Here is a 15,437-nt window from a genome sequence, read left to right on the forward strand (position 1 = left end):
CGGTAGGACCAGCGGGCGAACGGGGCGGGGCGGTCAGTCCGCCTTGCTTCTGGGGGATCCGCAACATCCGCCACGCCGCAACACCACAGGTCAGCGGCTTGTATCTGTTGCGGATGCCGATTGTGTTGCGGATAGGTGCCGCCGCGCGGTGGCGCGGCGGCACCGTGGAGAGCGGCGGGTGTCAGCCGATGGCGCGCAGCGGGCGTGTGCCGGTTTCCTCAAGCATGTGGCGGCTCTCGGCGGAGCTTTCCGCCACACATCCGCCCCCGTTGACCTGCGATGTTGCGGATGTTGCGGATGTTGCGGACTTCTCGGGGGGCGGGGGGCAGTAGCGTGCCCAGGCGTCGGTCAGGTCCTCGGCGTAGTAGCCCTTGGGGGTGCCGCTGCCGACTCGGATGCCTCGGGGGCGGATGGGGGTGTTGTCGGGGCGGACGTACTGGCTCAGGAGCTTGGACAGACCACGGGCGGTGAGCGGTTTGCCGTCGTCGTTCAGGTCGGCCCAGGGTGCGTCATCGAGCCGGTGGAGGACTTCTAGGATGGCTGCGGTGGGCATGCGGTCGGCGCCGCAGAACACCTTGTCGCGCAGGTCGGTCAGCAGGCGGACCCCGAGGGAGGCTTCGTTGCCCTCGCCCGCTGCCTTGATGAGTTCCACGCAGGCGGCGCGGGCACGCTCGGGCCAGTGCCCGCCGGCCGCGTCGGCGACGGCGAGCAGAGGTTCCCACACGTCGGCGGGCCGGTCGGATACGCCCTCGGGCATCTCGGGCCAGGCTTCGGCTACCTGGTCATGCACGGTGGCGGCCCACTCGGCGAGCCGGTCACGGAGAGCGTGGCCCTGCTTCTCGTGGACGCGCCGGCGGTACGGTTCGGCCTTCTCGTTGGGGGCCTTCTTCCGCATCCGGATGATGACCGAGCGGGTCAGGATCGTGTCCGGCAGCGAGCCGAGTCCGGCCATGGCTACCGCGCAGAACGAGGAGAACCACTCGGTGGACTGGTTCGAGCCGTCCCCGACACAGCGCAGGGACTTCGCTCCCCGCCGGTAGCCGGAGTTCAGGAACCCGCGGACCTCCTCATTGCCCCCGGCCTTGGGGCCGAACACGGTGTCGATCTCATCGAAGAGCAGCGTCGGGGTTCCCCCGTCGGCCTCCACCAGCCGGAACAGGGCGTTGGCGGACGCGTTGACCGTGGTGACCGCACGCGGGGTGAGCGTCTCCACGATCTCCAGCGCGCGGGACTTGCCCGACCCCGGCTCAGGCGAGAGGAACGCGAGCCGGGCGGTGCCGTCGAAGGCGTCGATCAGATGCGCGTGCGCGTCCCACAGCGTCACGGCCACATACGCGGACTCGGTCGGGAAGATGTTGAAGCGGCGGTGGAACGCTTCGACCTCATCGAGCAGGGCGGCGCCGTCGATGGACGGGGCGGACCCGTTGGTGCTGGTCATGCGGCGTACCTCCTTTCGTGGTGCTGGGCGGGCGTGCCAGTGCAGAAGTCCTTGTGAGCGGCGTAGTCGGCGACCAGGGCCGCCACGGCGTCCCGTCCGCGCGCGGTGCCGGTCTGGCCGCATGGGCAGGCGTAGGCGGCGGTGGGGGTGTCGCCGTAGCGCTTGGACCAGCGCGCGCCGTCGTAGCGGTGGCGGTAGACCGGCGGGGCGCAGATGCGAATCCCCGGCCGCTCCGGCGTCGGGTCCTGGCCGTCGTGGCGGGCATGGCCGGTCGGGTGCGGGTCAGAACGAAGAGCTGAAAGGACGGCCTGGCGGCCGTCGCCCTTCGTGCCACAGCCCACGTCGGCGCCGCGCGACGCCGGGCGCGAGCGCACGGACGTGGGCGGGGTGGGCTTTTCAGGGCGGGGGGTCATGCGGCGTCCCGGGGCCGGCAGGTACGAATCGACCAGTCCAGGGCGCTGCGGATGGTGGCCCGGCACTCGCCCGATGCAAGTCCGGCCGCCTCACCGGCCGCCTGAAAAGCCTCCTCCACCACGTCCCGGGCGATCTCGCCCCATGCGACGAACCGCCCCAGGGCGCGGGCGCCCTCCAGCAGCCGGTTGTTCCGGCCGCCCTCCCCGGTGCCCCGCACGGCAGCGGTCTCGCGTTCCAGGGCGACCGTGGCCCGACGGGTGGCCGCCCCGCGGACGATGAGCGGCGCCATGGCCACGGGGGCGGGGGCGGGCCGCTGAAGCTCCCGCATCAGCCACGCGGGTAGTTCGGCCACCGGGCACCGGTTGACGGCCTCGTAGACCCCCTGGGGGGTGATGCTGCCCGCCGCGACGACGTTGCCGCCCCATGCGCGGGTGTCGACGTACGGGGCGAGGGTGCGGGCGCTGTTGTGCAGCTCGATGCCGGGCCCCACCGAGAAGTACAGGTGCATGCCGCCGCTGGGCGTCCGCACCGTGTAGGTCGTCGGCCATGGCTGTCCGGCGCGCTCGCAGAGCGCCGAAAAGAATGTCGCGCCGCAAGGCGCGTCCGAACTGCCCTTGTACTTTTCCTCCTTGGGCACGTCCAGGTCGATGACGACCAAGCCGGACGGGCCGGTGGCGATGCCGACGTTGTAGGGGCCCGTCGTCCAGGCGGCGCGGATGCGGTCGGGGTCGGTGGTGGCGCGCTGCTCCCACTTCACGTGGCCGCCGGCGCACGGGCCACTGTGCGGGCAGGCGTGCTCGCCATGCAGCGCGGGCGCCTTGCCGCCAGGTCGGAGCGGGTGGACGTGCCAGCCGCGACCGGCGGCGGCCAGAGCGGCGGCGAGCAGGTCTGCTCGCCGCGCGTCGGTGCGATGGGTCATGCTGGATGCCTCCAACAGGTCTGTTGTGGACTGGTTGGGCCGGGGCGACCGCGTGTCTTTGGCGAGATCGGGCGGTCGCCCCGGGCCTGCCTAGAACGGCGGTTCGGCGCCCTCCGCCGCGCTGGCCCCGCCTGTGGCGGGGGCGCTGGTTGCGGCCCACGGGTCGGCGCTGGCCTGGCCCTTCTGGGCGGGGTGCTTGCCGTTGATGATCACGGTGGTGAAGCGGACGGACGCGCCGATGTCGTCGACCTCGACGGCGAGCATGGAGCGCTTCTCGCCGGTGTCGGTCGTCCAGTCGTGCTGCCGCATCCGGCCCGTGGCGACGACGCGAGAGCCCTTGCCGAGGCTGTCGGCGACGTGCTCGGCGAGGGCGCGCCAGGCGGAGCAGCGGTAGAAGGCGGTGGTGCCGTCCTTCCACTGGTTGCTGGTGCGGTCGAAGCTGCGGGGGGTGACGGCGATCGTGAACTTCGCGAGCGCGGCGCCGCCGTCGGTGAACTTCAGCTCAGGGTCGTCGGTCAGGTTGCCGACGAGGGTGATCGGGGTCTCTCCGAACGACATGTGATCACTCGCTTTCGGGGGTCGTGGGCTGGTGGTCGGCCGTGAAGTACAGGCGCACCCGCTCGCCGTCGCGGGCGGGGTACTGGCGTGCGCGTTGGGTGTCGAACATGTCGGCCAGGGTGCGGCTGATGCGATCGGCCTCGGCTCGGTCGCAGATCACGCGAATCTCGAACACGGCGGGTTCTTCCGGGTAGTGGCGGGTTATGGCGGAGAGATCGGGCACCTCGGACGAGGCGTTAGGCAGGCCGGTGCGGCGGCCGTGGTGGCGAAGGCTGCTCAGGTTCTGCGTGGTTTTGCTGATGTATGAGGCAGCGGCCTCACTGCTGCACTTCGTCATTGGCCAGCCATGGGATCAGGCACTGTCCCTGGGGGCCGCGTTGGCGATCGGCTTGTTCATCGCCGAGTGGGTCGGTAGGCGACTTGGCCGGCCGTGGGCAGTCCGGCGCCGCCGCTGAGGCCTCGCTGGGCTAGCGAGACAGGGCGTTGCGGTTGCGGGCGATCAGCCCGTATGCCGGAGCGGTGATGGTGTTCAACTCCTGCCGGACCGGTCCGGCGTAGTGGTGGTGGGTCTCGGCGTGCGTGGCCTTCAGCGAGCGCAGCGCGGAGCCGATGGCGGCGGCGACCGCGGCTACGGCGGCCATCGGGAGGGTGACGAACAGGACGCTGGTCAGGGTCACGGCGGCGAACCCCTGGCACGCGAGCCAGATTCCGCAGCCGAGGCCGACGCACGTGACGCCGACGCCGATTCCGGCAACCGCGGTCCCGGCGGCCCACGCGGGGACGATCCGGTGGTCCGGCTGCGGGACCGGCGGCGTGGGGCCGTAGGACGGCAGCGGGGTGGTGTCGCGGTAGGCGGTCGGCATCTGTGGCACGGGCCGGTAGACGTCTTCGATGATCCGCCGGGCTTCGGCGGCGGCTTCCATGTCGGTCATGCGCGGCTGCCAGGCGCCGGGCGGGTCGTGGTCGGGCATGGCGGGCTCCTGTTCGAGGTCAGGTGAGGTGGCGGGCGGCCTCGGCGAGCGCGGCGCATACGGCGCGGACGGGTCCGGCGGCGCCGGTGCCGGCGGTGAAGAAGCCGAGCAGGAAGAGCACGAGGGCGCTGCACGGGCCGACGTAGCGGCCCCGTAGCAGAACGAAGGCCAGCGCCCCGAAGAGGGCGACGGCGGAGAGAGTCAGGATCACGAGCGGCCTCTCGGGAAACGGCGGCGGGCAGCACCTGGGGTGCTGCCCGTGCCTTGTTTTGTCGTGTGACTTGTCGTCTGGCTTGTCGTCTCGCCTGTCGCTTGTCTTGTCTTGTCGCTTGTCGCCCCGCAGGTCACAAGCCGTTTCCGGGCCTCTAGAACCTCCCCGGGCCCTTTGCTTTTGGCGAGGCGACAGGCGACAAGTGATCAGTTCTCGTCAGGCTGTTGAGGGGCGTGCCTGCGGTGGACGTAGCGGGCTTTGGTGCCCTCTCCGACGCGGACCGCGATGCCGTCCTCCACCCACGTCTTGAGCCAGCCGACGACCGTCTGGCGGGTCGTGCGGTACTCGTCGGCGAGTGCGCGGGCGATCGCGGATGCCCCGGTGCCCGCCGGGCCGGCGGCGAGCAGCGCGGCGAGCGCGGCTTGCTGTGCGGGGTTGTCCTGCTCGCCCCGCAGCGCCGACAGGTTCAGCCCTGTGGAAGCGGGCGGCGTGTCGTCGGTGGCGCGGGTGTGCGGGTCGGGTGCCGTGGCGAACTGGGCATCGATCTGGGCCCGGAACCGCCGCAGCATCTCGTCTTCCGGCGAGCCCTGTTCGGTCGGCCGCTCGCTGCGCAGGGCGGACAGGTTCAGCCCCTCCCCGGACGGCCCGGCGCCCGGGGCGTCATCGGTGGGGGTGTGGTCGCGCATCCATGCGGTGCGCTGCGCGTCCCAGCGGCGGGCGTAGGCGGGCCCGGCCGCCTTTGCAGAGATGCTGTCCAGCACGGGATGCCGGTCGGAGGTGGCGGCGATGATCTCGCGGATCTGGTTCGGCAGGATCCGCCACGCCTTGAACAGCGCGGCCGGGGACTCCGGGGTGCCCATGAACCCGGCGCCCTTGTAGGGGGCCTGGTCCACCCGCAGCCCGCGGGAGCCGGGGAACATCTTCGACAGGTCCATGCCCTCGGTCTCACCGCCGGTCAGGGCGACACGGGCCTTGGCTTCCCGGCGGATCATCAGGTTGCCCAGCACGCTGCCGGTTGCCCCGAGGGCGGTGAGCACGGTGCGGATGCCCATGGCGCGGGCGATCCGGATCACTTCCAGGATCTTCTCCGCGAGCTTGCGCATCTGCCGGTCTGGGCTCGCCAGGATCTCCGCGCCCTCATCGATCACCAGCATGATCTGCGGAATCTTCGCGCTGATCGGGAGCAGGTCGGTGTTGTGGCGGGCGAGCAGGTCCTGGTAGCCCATCTTGCGCTTTTTGGCCACCCTCACGGCGGTGTCCAGCATCGTCATGGCCTCATCGAACGTTCCGGCCAGCCAGTCGACACCCGGCCGCACTGCCCTGCCGCCCTCGGCCTTGATCTCCCTGTTGAGTGCCGGGAGGACCCAGGGCAGGCCGGCCGACCCGGCGTTGAGGTCGATGACCCAGGTCAGCATGTCCTCGGCACGGGCGAACCCGGCCAGGATCAGATGAACGAGGTTCGTCTTGCCCGAACCGGTCGGGCCGACGACCAGCGCGCACTGCTCCCGCAGGTAGGCCCGGATCTCTTCCGCGTTGGTGCGGTACCCCCACGGGATGCCGGTGTGCACGGACAGCGGCCCGTAGTCGGTGGGGTAGGTCCGCTCCTGCTCCAGCACGTTGACGGTGGTCACGTCGATGATGACCCGGCCCTGGTGGATGCCGGGCGAAGCAATGGCGGTGCAGCCGTGCGGCAGCCGCGCATCCGCCGAGAGCCGCGCCGACTCGGCGGCAATCTTGCTCCAGGTCGCCCCGCCGGGAGGGAGTTCGGCGTCGATGGAGTACCCGGTGCCGGTCTCCCACTTCTCCACCCCGACAACTTGGACGGTGATGGAGCACACCCGCTGGATGCGGTCGATCCACTCGGCGGCGATCGCCCGCCGTTCGGCGGACAGTTCGGCGGCGATCTGCCGCTGCTCCGCGGTGATCGCCTCCTCCTCCTGTGCCTCCTCATACAGGCCGACGGAGTGGGCGGCGGAGCCGATACCGACGCCGATCGTCGCGAGTGATCCCAGAGCGGCCCAGGTCAGGGGGCCGTGGGTCATGGCCCATGTGGTCCACCCGGCGCCAACGAGCCAGCTGGCGGCTCGGGTGGTCAGGGTGCGTCCGGCGTTGCGCCAGCGCAGTCCTGCGATGGTGTGGCCGAGGGCGCCGGCCGCGCCGACGGCGAGCGCCCAGCCGGGGGGCATGTGGGTGGCGGCGCCGACGGTGGCGACCGCGAACGCGCCGGTCGTGGCGGACAGCGCGCCGGTCACGGGTCCGTGACCGGCGGCGAAGTCCCATGCCACACCGCCACCCGCCCCGTCGCCCTTCTCCTTGCCCTTGGTCCTGGTCTTGGTGGTGGTTTTGGTCATGGTGACGGTGGGCGTGCTCATCTCAGACGTTCCAGCCCTTCTCCGCCTCGGGCCCGTTGCGCGGGTCCTCGTGGCGGGCGATGTCCTGCTCGTGTGCCTGACGGAAGATCGGGCCGAGGTCCTCGGCCGCCGAGACCGCGGTCATCAGCGCGGTGAAGACCTCGTTGAAGCCGCCGGCGACTTCCTTCTCCAGCGGGAACTCGCCGTCGGCTCGTTCCGCCAGGATCCGCAGGGTGTTGGCGACGCAGGTGAGGGCTTCGGGGAGCTTTTCGACCATGGCGAGGATCTCCATGCAGCCGTCCGGCTCGTAGGAGGTGGCGGCCGACTCCATCTCGGCTGCCGCGTCTTCGAAGTTGAACCCGTTCACGTGTCCTGCCTCCTTGGCGAGGGTGATGGTCGGGAAGGCTTGGGTAGGCCGCTGCACCTGGGCGGCGATCTCCTCGGCGCCCTGTTCGGCCGCGGCGTCGGCGGCGGTCTCGGCCTGTTCCAGCTCCTCGCGGATGGCCGCGTCGCGTTGGCTGCGCTCATCGGCGGCGCCGTTGACGAGGCGCCGGTACAGGCGGCGGCCGGGGTACTGCATCCACTGGCAGCGCATGCGTCGTCCGAGCGGGGTGGACACCAGCCCCACCACACCGATCACGGCGGCGAGGAGACCGGCGAGCAGCCTGCGGGAGTGGAACCGGGCCGCCGACCGTCGTAGTGCCCGGCGCGCCAACCTGCGTGCGGGTGCCTTACGGATTGCGGAACGGTGCCCGGCGACCTTGCCGCTCGCCCGCCGGTCACGCGCCGCACGCGACTTGTCCGTCAGTGCTCCGCGGGCCTGAGCGGCCTTGTTCACCGCCGCGGTACGGGACTTGCCCAACGGCCCCTTCCCGGCGGCGCGGTCGGTGCGGCGGGCGGCGGCACTCGCTTTGCGGGCGTCGGCCAGGCCCCGGCGCGCGGCTGTGGTCTGGGCCCGCTGCTGTGCCCGGCGCGGAGCCGCCGCACGCTGCTGCGCACGGAGCGCCTTCACCTGCCGTGCCCCGCGGCTCGCCGTGCCCGCGCCCGAGCGCAGCGCGGACTTCGCCGCACCCGGCGCCCGGCGCGCGGCGCCAGCCATCCGGGGTGCTGTAGAAGGCTGCTTGGCGCCACGTGAACGGCCCGCACTGCTGGCCGACCCGCCGCCTCCGGTGCTCTTGCCCTTGGTCTTGCGATTGCCGGTGCCGGTGCTGCGGGATTGTGAGGGGACCGAGGCGCTGCCGCGCCGGCGCAGGAGTCCCCCGCGGGCTTGGCGGGACCGTCCGGCGTTGTTGCGGGCTGTGGTCTTGCGGCCGTTGGTCTGACGGCGGGAGCGGGTGTAGGCGGCGGCCAGGCCCAGGGCCGCGGTGCCGCCTGCGCTGGCGGCCAGTGCGGCAGGGCCGCCCGCCAGAGCGGTGGTGGCCAGCAGACCGACCGTGGTGTTGCTCGCGGACAGCGCCAGCGGCACCACCGGCCAACCCCCCGGCGTGTGCGGCAACTCCTCCGGCGCGCTGTGTACGGCCGGGACGGGCAGGGCGGTCTCGGGCGAAGGTGGGGCGGTAGCCGGGGCTACCGGTTCGGTGGTCAGGTCCGTCATGCTGAGTGCACTCCCTTTCAGGGGGCAGGGGCCCGGCCGACGCGGTCGAGGCGACGGCCGGGCCCCGAAGTGTCGGCGGGAGATCAGGCGGCCGCCACGGGGGTGTCCGCGCAGGCCACGCAGGTGCCGAGCGAGGTGGGGATGACGTATCCGGCATCCCGACCGCAGATGGGGCACGTGCGGCGGGCGCGGTTCGCGGCCGCCAGGGCCGCGGTGCGGCCCGGCGTCATGGGCCGCACCGGCCGAGCCAGGTCGATGCGGTAGAGGTAGGCGACCCTCATGCCGCGGGTGCGGCGTGAGGTCCACATCAGTTGTGCGGCGATCGGCTGCCCGGCGGGCCGTAGCCCGCGTGCTCGGAGTTGGCGGCGGGTGGCGTAGCTGTCGGGTGCGAGTCGGTAGGAGTAGGTCGGCAGGCCGTAGCGGGTGCCGGCCGGATCGTAGAAGCGCAAACCGCCAACCCCCTTGTCAGCTGGCGATGGTGGTGGGGAGGTCGGCGAGGTAGGGCTCGCGGGTGCGGACCCGGCCGCGGGCGGTGCGGGCCGTCGACTCCGAACCACCGAGCCCGGCGACCGTCATGGCGGCCGTCATCTGGCTCGTCGTCGGCTGCGCTCCGAGCGTCCCGTATAGCGCCCGCACCAGCTGGTCGACCCGGTTCGGGTAGATCACCGGCGTACAGACACCGACGCCCGTCGGCACCCGCCCGCCACCCGTCAACGCGGGCGGCTCCGCCCGTCCGGCTACGGCCGCGTCCTGGTCTGTGGTGGGCGTGGGGTGGGGGCGGTCGAGGCGTACGGTCGCCGCCGGTCCGACGGGAGTCGGTGCCCCCTCGGCGTGGGCCGGATCGTGGGCGACGGGTGGGGTGGGTTGGCGGGTGAGGTAGGCGTGGACTTGCCGCATCAACGCGCCGAAGGCCAGTAGCGCGGCGACCGGCGGGACAGCGGCCACGATGTAATCCATGGGCTGCGCATCCGCACCGACACCGGCGACGTTCAAGGCGATCGATCCGGCGGAACCGGTCGCGGCGAGGCAGATGGCCCAGGGGTCGACCCTGCGGGCCAGTGAGGCGCGCAGGATCAGCAATTCGCCGATGACGATGAACAGGTCGACGGTTGCGGGCCACGCCCACGAGCGCATCACCGCGTCCGCCAGGCCATGACGGGCGGCGACGGCTTGCAGATGGTCGTACGACAGCCAGAACGCCGCGGCCGTCAGCACGATGGTGAGGGCTCCGGCGAGCGCGGTGATGCTCGACTCCACGGCGACGGGCGTCAACGGCTGCCCGTCACCCGTCGAACCCGACCCGACGGCACGAGGCTGGGGCGGGGTCATCGGGCCTCCTTGCCGCTGCGCAGGGCGGCCACCACGGGCCCGGCGTGCTCGTTGAGCCGGGCGGCGACCGCGGCCACCGACTGCTTGGCCGCCACCGTCAACGCGTGGCCCGGGGTCAGGTGGCCGGGCTCGGGAAGGTGCCAGGAGTCGTCCACCGGCAGGCGGATCACGCAGGTGGTCAGCACCGCCGGGCGGCCCCCGTCCGGTTCCGCCCACCACCGGTGCTCGTCCTCGCCGAAGACGCTCTCGTGCTGCCAGTCCCGCCACCGGGGCGGGACCGCCCGGCGGTCGGCGAGCGCTTGGTGGGGCAGCGGGAGGTGGACTTCGAACAGCAGTTTGCCGGTGGCCTCGTCCCAGGCGGGGGTGATGGCGCGCAGGTCGGGGCGGGTGCGGATGTAGCCGGGGGACATGACCGGTTCGGTGGCGATCCGCCACACCGAAGCGGCGAACTCCGCCGCGCTCAAGGGCCAGCCCGGGTCCGTCAACGGGGCTGCGTTCTGGCGCAGATAGACGCCGAACCGCGACAGGCCGTCCGAGGCCCGCTCGCGGTCGTAGTCGCCGTCGGGCAGGGCCACGGTGGCCGGACTCCATCGGATGCTCATGCCGGGCTCCCCTCTGGTGTGGTGGTGTGGGTGCCGGGGCGGCCGGCGCGGCGGCCGTTGACCGACGGCAAGACCGGGACGGCCTCGGTGGCGACCCGCCACCCGCCCCCGGCCCGCTTCGCCGCATACATCGCCTCGTCCGCCCTGCGTAGCGCGCACGACAGGTCAGGCAGCGGCTGGTCGACCGTCAGGGCCGCGCCGATAGACGCCCCCACGGTCAGGGAGCGGCCGTCGTGCCACAGCGGGGCGGTGATCTCGTCGTGCAGGCCGCCCAGCAGCCACGGCACCGCCGCCGCATCGGTTGCGGGGACGACGGCGGCGAACTCATCGCCGCCCAGCCGGGCCGCGATGCTGCCCGGGCAACCCTCCAGGATGTCGTTGAGACTTGCCGCGGTGCCGCGTAGTGCGGCGTCTCCGGCGGCGTGGCCGAAGCGGTCGTTGAGCTGCTTGAACCGGTCCAGGTCCAGGCAGACCACCACGGCGGGGCCCCGGCGCAGCAGCCGGGCGGCGCGGTGCTCGAACGCGGCACGGCCCATCAGCCCCGTCAGCGGGTCGCGGCGGGCAGCCTCGATCCGGCGGCGCATCCACCAGGTGTGGACCGACCATCCGGCCGACAGCGGCCCGGCGGCCGCGGCGGCGGGCCACAGCGTCATCATGCCGCCACCCCCTTCACCACCCGGCGCCCACGGGGCGCCGGCGTGACGACCGGCATGGGGGTGGGGGCGAGGCGGAGCAGCTCGGGCATGGTCACGCCGATGGTCTCCACGGCCAGCCGCAGGGTGCGGTCGGCCAGGCCGGGGTCGTCGGCGAGGATGTCGCGCGCCGCGTCCAGCCGCGCCGCGCGCTCCTGCTCGCTCTCGCCGTCCTCGCCCAGCCACAGCTCCACGGGCGTGCCCAGGGCCAGTTCGAGGAAGTCGGCGGTATCAGCGGCCCGGTACGGGCCGAGGTAGGTCTTCACGGTCGCGCTCTCCTGTCGCAACAGCGAAGGGCCGCGCCACCGCATACGGGTGGCGCGGCCCTTCGGGTCCGGGGGTCAGGCCGGACGGCGGGCGGGGTGCAGGTGCGGGTGCGGGCGGGGCGGACGGACCGGCAACGGCGGACGCTCATCCCGCCCGTGCCGGCCCTCGGCCCCGACGTGCGGCAGATGCGAGTCGTCCAAAGCGGCCCGCAAGCGTCGAAGCATCACCGCCGACCACCCCCGCTCTCGGAGCGGCCGTTGGCCTCGCGAACCTTGCGCGACAACTCCTCGCGCTCAGCGTCTGACAGACTGATGAACACAGGTCCTCCTACTCAGGTGCCTGTACGCGGTCTCTCGGGGGGCCACCCGAGAGACCGCTCTTGCGTGGTGCTACTGGTCGGCGATGTCGCCGCCGTGCCCCGGGCCCGATTCGATCGGGCGCCCTCACGGCAATAGCGCCGGGGCTGGTTGGACCTCAACTACACGCGGGCCCGCTCGCTTCGGGGAAGTCCCTCCCGAAGGTCTGAGGTGGCGGGCAGTCGCCGCGTCGGTCTTTGAGCCGGTTGCGCGGTACGTCGTGGGCGTGCGCCCTTTCTCGGCCGGCTGGTCTCCACTCGCTCCGGCCGGTGTCGTCACGGCCGTGCAATCGCGGTGGATCACGCTCTGGAGTTGATGAGCAGGCCAAAGAAGGCCGCTGTGCGCGGGCGCTCCCGAAGTCTGCGAAGCGATACATGTATTAACAGGTATCGCATGATGCTGCGTCAAGTCCGCAGGTCCGGGTGTGTTGGATCAGCGGTTGACGTTCACCGTGAAAGCCAGATTGCCGTCGTGCGGCCAGACAAAGGACTGCGCAGATGGACGACTTGGGGACGTCTGGCTAGGGTCGGAGTCGTCCCAGAACGTCCCTCGCGTCCGGGAGGACGAGTGGCCAACGAACGTCTCCGCGCGGCGATCGTCGAGCGCGGGCTGACACTGGAGCAGGTTGCCGAGCGGTTAGGCGTCGCACCGAAGACGGTTGAGCGCTGGATCAGTGACCCGGCAAGGAAGCCATACCGGCGCTTCCAGTACGCGACGGCGTCCCTGCTTCAGCAAGAGGTCTCGTACCTCTGGCCGGACGAGCGCACCGCAGCCGAGGTGACAGCGGCCGGCAACGCCGAGCTCATCCGCATCTACCCCCACCGGTCGACGGTCCCCAACGCCCTTTGGCCGACGCTCTATGCCGGTGCCCGCGAGTACTTCGATGTCGTTGCCTACTCCGCGTTTTGGCTCACCGAGGACACGGCCTTCCTCCGCATTGTGCGCGAGAAGTCCGCTGCGGGAGTCCGAGTACGGTTCATGCTTGGAGACCCCGACAGCCTGGCCGTCGCCCAACGCGGAGACGATGAAGGCATCGGCGCCGCCATGGCCGCAAAGATCCGCAACGCGCTTCTGAACTACGCCGGAATCTTCGACCTCCCAGGGGTCGAGTTCAGGCTCCACGGCACCACGCTGTACAACTCCCTCTACCGTTCCGACGATGCCATGCTCGTCAACGGCCACATTTACGGTGTCGGAGCGTACCTCGCACCGGTTATGCACCTTCAACGTGTCCCGGGCGGCGAACTCTTCGACACCTACGCCGAGAGCGTCGAGCGCGTTTGGGAAGGAGCCCGCTCGATCTCCTCACCCACTGACCTCACCGGAGCGACCGCATGAGCCGCATCGATTACTACCGCGACCCCGCCGCTCCGTCGGCTAACTCCGTTGTGCCTTCGGTCACGGCAGTCGTACGAGACGCAGAGGGGCGGCTTCTCCTCATTCACAAGACTGACAACGACCTTTGGGCTCTCCCTGGAGGTGGACACGATCTCGGGGAGTCCGTAGCCGACACCGTCGTACGTGAGGTACGGGAGGAGACCGGCGTCGAGGTGGTCGTCGACGACATCGTCGGCCTCTACACCGACCCGCACCATGTCATGGCCTACGACGACGGCGAGGTTCGTCAACAGTTCTCTATCTGCTTCCACGCCCATCCGGTAGGTGGCGAGCTGCGCACCAGCGACGAGTCGAAGGAGGTTCGTTGGGTCGTCCCAGCAGACCTCGACAACCTCGACATTCATCCTTCGATGCGGTTGCGAATCGCCCACGGGCTCGATGCCGCTCGAGCAGCTCCTTACATCGGCTGACCGGCCGCCTTCAGTCGCTCATCCACCCTGCATGCAGCGGCATGGATCTCTGGCGCCGCCCGCTGGATGAACCTGCCCACGATCGTGTCCGGCCCGTATCTGTCAACGATTTCGCCCACGCGGGCTGCTGTGGTGGTGCGAGCGCCGTCCGGCGTCGTAGTCATGTCGCAGAAGATGAGTGCGTCTACAAGTTCTGGCCGCTCCAGCTCGAACTCTGACTCCAATTCGCGACGTAGCCCGCGCTCCTCCGCCTCGAGCAGTGCGCAGGAGTGATGGGCGACCAGCCGCACTACGCGGTCGTCTGCGTTCTCCTGGTCTCGCAAGAATCGAGCCCCGTCGAGCGGGTGAAATCCTGTGAAGGCAATATGTGGCGAATAGCCAACATCGTGCAGTATCGCTGCGGCTTCCATCAGCTCCGCGTCGGGGCCGAGAATCGGCCTTAGCTCCCGGGCCCGGCATGCGACCCCCTGAACGTGCGCCCACCGCCGCGGCAGCGGCTCAGCAAGCATTCGTTCAGAGATGTCGTAGGCCCAGTCAGTGAGGTTCATCTACTCCAGCTTCCGAGGTTGCGATGGTGTTCGGGACGCGGAGCACTGTCCGTCCCTTGCCCGGCAGGGACAGCAGCACACCGTCTGCCTCGAGGACGGCGAGAGCACGGCGGATGGTAGGGCGCGACTTCTGAAACCGATCGCACAGGGTCGACTCGGATGGAAAGGCGTCGCCGACAGCCAGATGTTCGTCGTGGATCAGAACTGTCATCAGCTCAGAAAGCGACGGGGATGCCTCACCGCCCATCACCCGCCAGCCCACCCCTGGCTCTGGGCGGAGGAATCCATCTGCTTCCAAGACCTTCAGAGCACGCCGAGCAGTGGTTCGGGATACCTGGCGCTCCCGGACGATGTCCGACTCACGAACAAGTCCACCCTTGCCTGGGGCAGTCGCACGGACGACTTCCGCAACTCTGCGGAAGGTGCCCCGGGGATTGGCCTCAGCCACGAAGTCCTCCTGGCAGATGCAGCGGGGTCCAGTTCACGTGTCATGAGGGTCACATCTTCCGTCTGGGAACGCAAAGGCCGCGCAGCAGACGTTGGGACCATCCCCGCGGGCGCGGGGAGCACAGCACCGACGGCGCCCTGTTGGAGCGCATCGCGGGACCATCCCCGCGGGCGCGGGGAGCACCTCTGAGCACCGGCCCTGCTGGGGTTCTTTGAGGGACCATCCCCGCGGGCGCGGGGAGCACTTGCTGCGGCTCGCCGCGCTCCCCGAGGACGAGGGACCATCCCCGCGGGCGCGGGGAGCACACCTCTCGCACCGTCTTCTCGCCCCAGTACGGGGGACCATCCCCGCGGGCGCGGGGAGCACACCGCGAGCGACGGCCAGGCGGTCCGCGACGCGGGACCATCCCCGCGGGCGCGGGGAGCACATTTGCAGAACAAGATGGAAGACGTTGAAGACGGGACCATCCCCGCGGGCGCGGGGAGCACCCGCCGGTAGTCGGTGAAGCAGTACCAGCCGTGGGACCATCCCCGCGGGCGCGGGGAGCACGTAGGCCTGCTTCATCAGCACGGGGTCCGCAAGGGACCATCCCCGCGGGCGCGGGGAGCACTCGCCGACCCGATCGACAGATCGGGATGGGGCGGGACCATCCCCGCGGGCGCGGGGAGCACAGGAGTCTCGTTCGGTCGGCAGGCAGAGGGATGGGACCATCCCCGCGGGCGCGGGGAGCACGCCAAGGCCCGGTTCGCACAGGGCGTGTTGACGGGACCATCCCCGCGGGCGCGGGGAGCACACCTTCGCCGAGAAGGCGGAACTGGAGGCCTGGGGACCATCCCCGCGGGCGCGGGGAGCACAACCCGCCGAAGGGCGAGTGCCCGCAGTGCTGGGGACCATCCCCGCGGGCGCGGGGAGCACCAGTCGCGCGTCTGGA

General features: G+C 71.1%; 18 protein-coding genes and 1 CRISPR repeat array (1 of these 19 only partly in view). Of the genes, 2 read left to right on the plus strand and 16 right to left on the minus strand.

What is annotated here, in order from left to right; all coding sequences use genetic code 11:
* Nucleotides 1-181: 181 nt before the first annotated feature.
* The 14 genes from CK485_RS13515 to CK485_RS13580 form a co-directional block, all read right to left on the minus strand.
* Nucleotides 182-1,438: a DUF3631 domain-containing protein gene (locus CK485_RS13515; RefSeq protein ID WP_109450258.1), complete on the minus strand. Its 1,257-nt coding sequence runs from the start codon at nt 1,436-1,438 to the stop codon at nt 182-184.
* On the minus strand, nt 1,435-1,851 hold the full coding sequence (locus tag CK485_RS29630) for a hypothetical protein (protein ID WP_241968333.1): 417 nt from the start codon (nt 1,849-1,851) through the stop codon (nt 1,435-1,437). The genes CK485_RS13515 and CK485_RS29630 overlap by 4 nt, the downstream gene beginning before the upstream one ends.
* Nucleotides 1,848-2,771 carry a bifunctional DNA primase/polymerase gene (locus tag CK485_RS13525; protein ID WP_109450260.1) on the minus strand — a complete coding sequence of 308 codons (924 nt, stop codon included), beginning with the start codon at nt 2,769-2,771 and terminating at the stop codon, nt 1,848-1,850. The genes CK485_RS29630 and CK485_RS13525 overlap by 4 nt, the downstream gene beginning before the upstream one ends.
* A 90-nt stretch (nt 2,772-2,861) precedes the next feature.
* The gene (gene ssb, locus CK485_RS13530) at nt 2,862-3,329 is read right to left on the minus strand and encodes a single-stranded DNA-binding protein (RefSeq protein WP_109450262.1); all 468 of its coding nucleotides are present in this window, start codon (nt 3,327-3,329) and stop codon (nt 2,862-2,864) included.
* 4 nt (nt 3,330-3,333) lie between these two features.
* The gene (locus tag CK485_RS28510; protein ID WP_146214535.1) at nt 3,334-3,666 is read right to left on the minus strand and encodes a hypothetical protein; all 333 of its coding nucleotides are present in this window, start codon (nt 3,664-3,666) and stop codon (nt 3,334-3,336) included.
* A 130-nt stretch (nt 3,667-3,796) separates the two neighbouring features.
* Entirely contained in the window at nt 3,797-4,300 is a 504-nt protein-coding gene (locus CK485_RS13540) for a hypothetical protein (protein ID WP_109450272.1), read from the minus strand.
* A 19-nt stretch (nt 4,301-4,319) separates the two neighbouring features.
* On the minus strand, nt 4,320-4,511 hold the full coding sequence (locus CK485_RS13545) for a hypothetical protein (protein ID WP_109450274.1): 192 nt from the start codon (nt 4,509-4,511) through the stop codon (nt 4,320-4,322).
* Between the two features lie 206 nt (nt 4,512-4,717).
* Nucleotides 4,718-6,883, minus strand: a complete 2,166-nt coding sequence (locus tag CK485_RS13550) for a hypothetical protein (protein WP_241968334.1) — start codon at nt 6,881-6,883, stop codon at nt 4,718-4,720.
* A 1-nt stretch (nt 6,884) separates the two neighbouring features.
* Complete coding sequence (locus CK485_RS13555; RefSeq protein ID WP_109450276.1) at nt 6,885-8,456, minus strand: hypothetical protein; 1,572 nt, start codon at nt 8,454-8,456, stop codon at nt 6,885-6,887.
* An 83-nt stretch (nt 8,457-8,539) separates the two neighbouring features.
* Nucleotides 8,540-8,905: an RRQRL motif-containing zinc-binding protein gene (locus CK485_RS13560; protein WP_109450278.1), complete on the minus strand. Its 366-nt coding sequence runs from the start codon at nt 8,903-8,905 to the stop codon at nt 8,540-8,542.
* A 16-nt stretch (nt 8,906-8,921) separates the two neighbouring features.
* The gene (locus CK485_RS13565) at nt 8,922-9,785 is read right to left on the minus strand and encodes a DUF2637 domain-containing protein (protein ID WP_109450279.1); all 864 of its coding nucleotides are present in this window, start codon (nt 9,783-9,785) and stop codon (nt 8,922-8,924) included.
* Nucleotides 9,782-10,387: a hypothetical protein gene (locus tag CK485_RS13570; protein WP_109450281.1), complete on the minus strand. Its 606-nt coding sequence runs from the start codon at nt 10,385-10,387 to the stop codon at nt 9,782-9,784. The genes CK485_RS13565 and CK485_RS13570 overlap by 4 nt, the downstream gene beginning before the upstream one ends.
* Entirely contained in the window at nt 10,384-11,043 is a 660-nt protein-coding gene (locus CK485_RS13575) for a GGDEF domain-containing protein (RefSeq protein ID WP_241968335.1), read from the minus strand. Before CK485_RS13575 ends, CK485_RS13570 begins: the two co-directional genes overlap by 4 nt.
* The gene (locus CK485_RS13580) at nt 11,040-11,345 is read right to left on the minus strand and encodes a hypothetical protein (protein WP_109450283.1); all 306 of its coding nucleotides are present in this window, start codon (nt 11,343-11,345) and stop codon (nt 11,040-11,042) included. Before CK485_RS13580 ends, CK485_RS13575 begins: the two co-directional genes overlap by 4 nt.
* A 924-nt stretch (nt 11,346-12,269) precedes the next feature.
* Between CK485_RS13580 and CK485_RS13585 the strand changes: the two genes are divergently transcribed.
* Both CK485_RS13585 and CK485_RS13590 read left to right on the plus strand, forming a co-directional pair.
* Nucleotides 12,270-13,040 (plus strand): helix-turn-helix transcriptional regulator, encoded by a 771-nt coding sequence (locus CK485_RS13585; protein WP_109450284.1) that lies wholly within the window; start codon nt 12,270-12,272, stop codon nt 13,038-13,040.
* Nucleotides 13,037-13,510, plus strand: coding sequence for an NUDIX domain-containing protein (locus CK485_RS13590; protein WP_109450286.1), 474 nt, complete (start codon nt 13,037-13,039; stop codon nt 13,508-13,510). Before CK485_RS13585 ends, CK485_RS13590 begins: the two co-directional genes overlap by 4 nt.
* Here CK485_RS13590 and CK485_RS13595 read toward each other — a convergent pair.
* Together CK485_RS13595 and CK485_RS13600 are read right to left on the minus strand one after the other, a co-directional pair.
* The gene (locus CK485_RS13595; protein ID WP_109450288.1) at nt 13,498-14,058 is read right to left on the minus strand and encodes an HD domain-containing protein; all 561 of its coding nucleotides are present in this window, start codon (nt 14,056-14,058) and stop codon (nt 13,498-13,500) included. The two genes, CK485_RS13590 and CK485_RS13595, sit on opposite strands and share 13 nt — an antisense overlap.
* Nucleotides 14,045-14,506 (minus strand): GntR family transcriptional regulator, encoded by a 462-nt coding sequence (locus CK485_RS13600; RefSeq protein ID WP_109450290.1) that lies wholly within the window; start codon nt 14,504-14,506, stop codon nt 14,045-14,047. Before CK485_RS13600 ends, CK485_RS13595 begins: the two co-directional genes overlap by 14 nt.
* A 93-nt stretch (nt 14,507-14,599) precedes the next feature.
* Nucleotides 14,600-15,437: a CRISPR direct-repeat array (repeat unit 29 nt; unit sequence GGGACCATCCCCGCGGGCGCGGGGAGCAC); it runs 106 nt beyond the window's last position.

Origin of the sequence: Streptomyces sp. ICBB 8177 (genome assembly GCF_003144095.1) — a bacterium.
Taxonomy (GTDB): domain Bacteria; phylum Actinomycetota; class Actinomycetes; order Streptomycetales; family Streptomycetaceae; genus Streptantibioticus_D.

Bases quoted from the DNA above. Each gene is read 5' to 3' on its own strand.
- CK485_RS13590 (WP_109450286.1), top strand. From the start codon at position 13,037: ATGAGCCGCATCGATTACTACCGCGACCCCGCCGCTCCGTCGGCTAAC.
- CK485_RS13540 (WP_109450272.1), bottom strand. From the start codon at position 4,300: ATGCCCGACCACGACCCGCCCGGCGCCTGGCAGCCGCGCATGACCGAC.
- CK485_RS13515 (WP_109450258.1), bottom strand. From the start codon at position 1,438: ATGACCAGCACCAACGGGTCCGCCCCGTCCATCGACGGCGCCGCCCTG.
- CK485_RS13550 (WP_241968334.1), bottom strand. From the start codon at position 6,883: ATGAGCACGCCCACCGTCACCATGACCAAAACCACCACCAAGACCAGG.
- CK485_RS13595 (WP_109450288.1), bottom strand. From the start codon at position 14,058: ATGAACCTCACTGACTGGGCCTACGACATCTCTGAACGAATGCTTGCT.
- CK485_RS13570 (WP_109450281.1), bottom strand. From the start codon at position 10,387: ATGAGCATCCGATGGAGTCCGGCCACCGTGGCCCTGCCCGACGGCGAC.
- CK485_RS13555 (WP_109450276.1), bottom strand. From the start codon at position 8,456: ATGACGGACCTGACCACCGAACCGGTAGCCCCGGCTACCGCCCCACCT.
- CK485_RS13565 (WP_109450279.1), bottom strand. From the start codon at position 9,785: ATGACCCCGCCCCAGCCTCGTGCCGTCGGGTCGGGTTCGACGGGTGAC.
- CK485_RS28510 (WP_146214535.1), bottom strand. From the start codon at position 3,666: ATGACGAAGTGCAGCAGTGAGGCCGCTGCCTCATACATCAGCAAAACC.
- CK485_RS13575 (WP_241968335.1), bottom strand. From the start codon at position 11,043: ATGATGACGCTGTGGCCCGCCGCCGCGGCCGCCGGGCCGCTGTCGGCC.
- CK485_RS13525 (WP_109450260.1), bottom strand. From the start codon at position 2,771: ATGACCCATCGCACCGACGCGCGGCGAGCAGACCTGCTCGCCGCCGCT.
- CK485_RS29630 (WP_241968333.1), bottom strand. From the start codon at position 1,851: ATGACCCCCCGCCCTGAAAAGCCCACCCCGCCCACGTCCGTGCGCTCG.
- ssb (WP_109450262.1), bottom strand. From the start codon at position 3,329: ATGTCGTTCGGAGAGACCCCGATCACCCTCGTCGGCAACCTGACCGAC.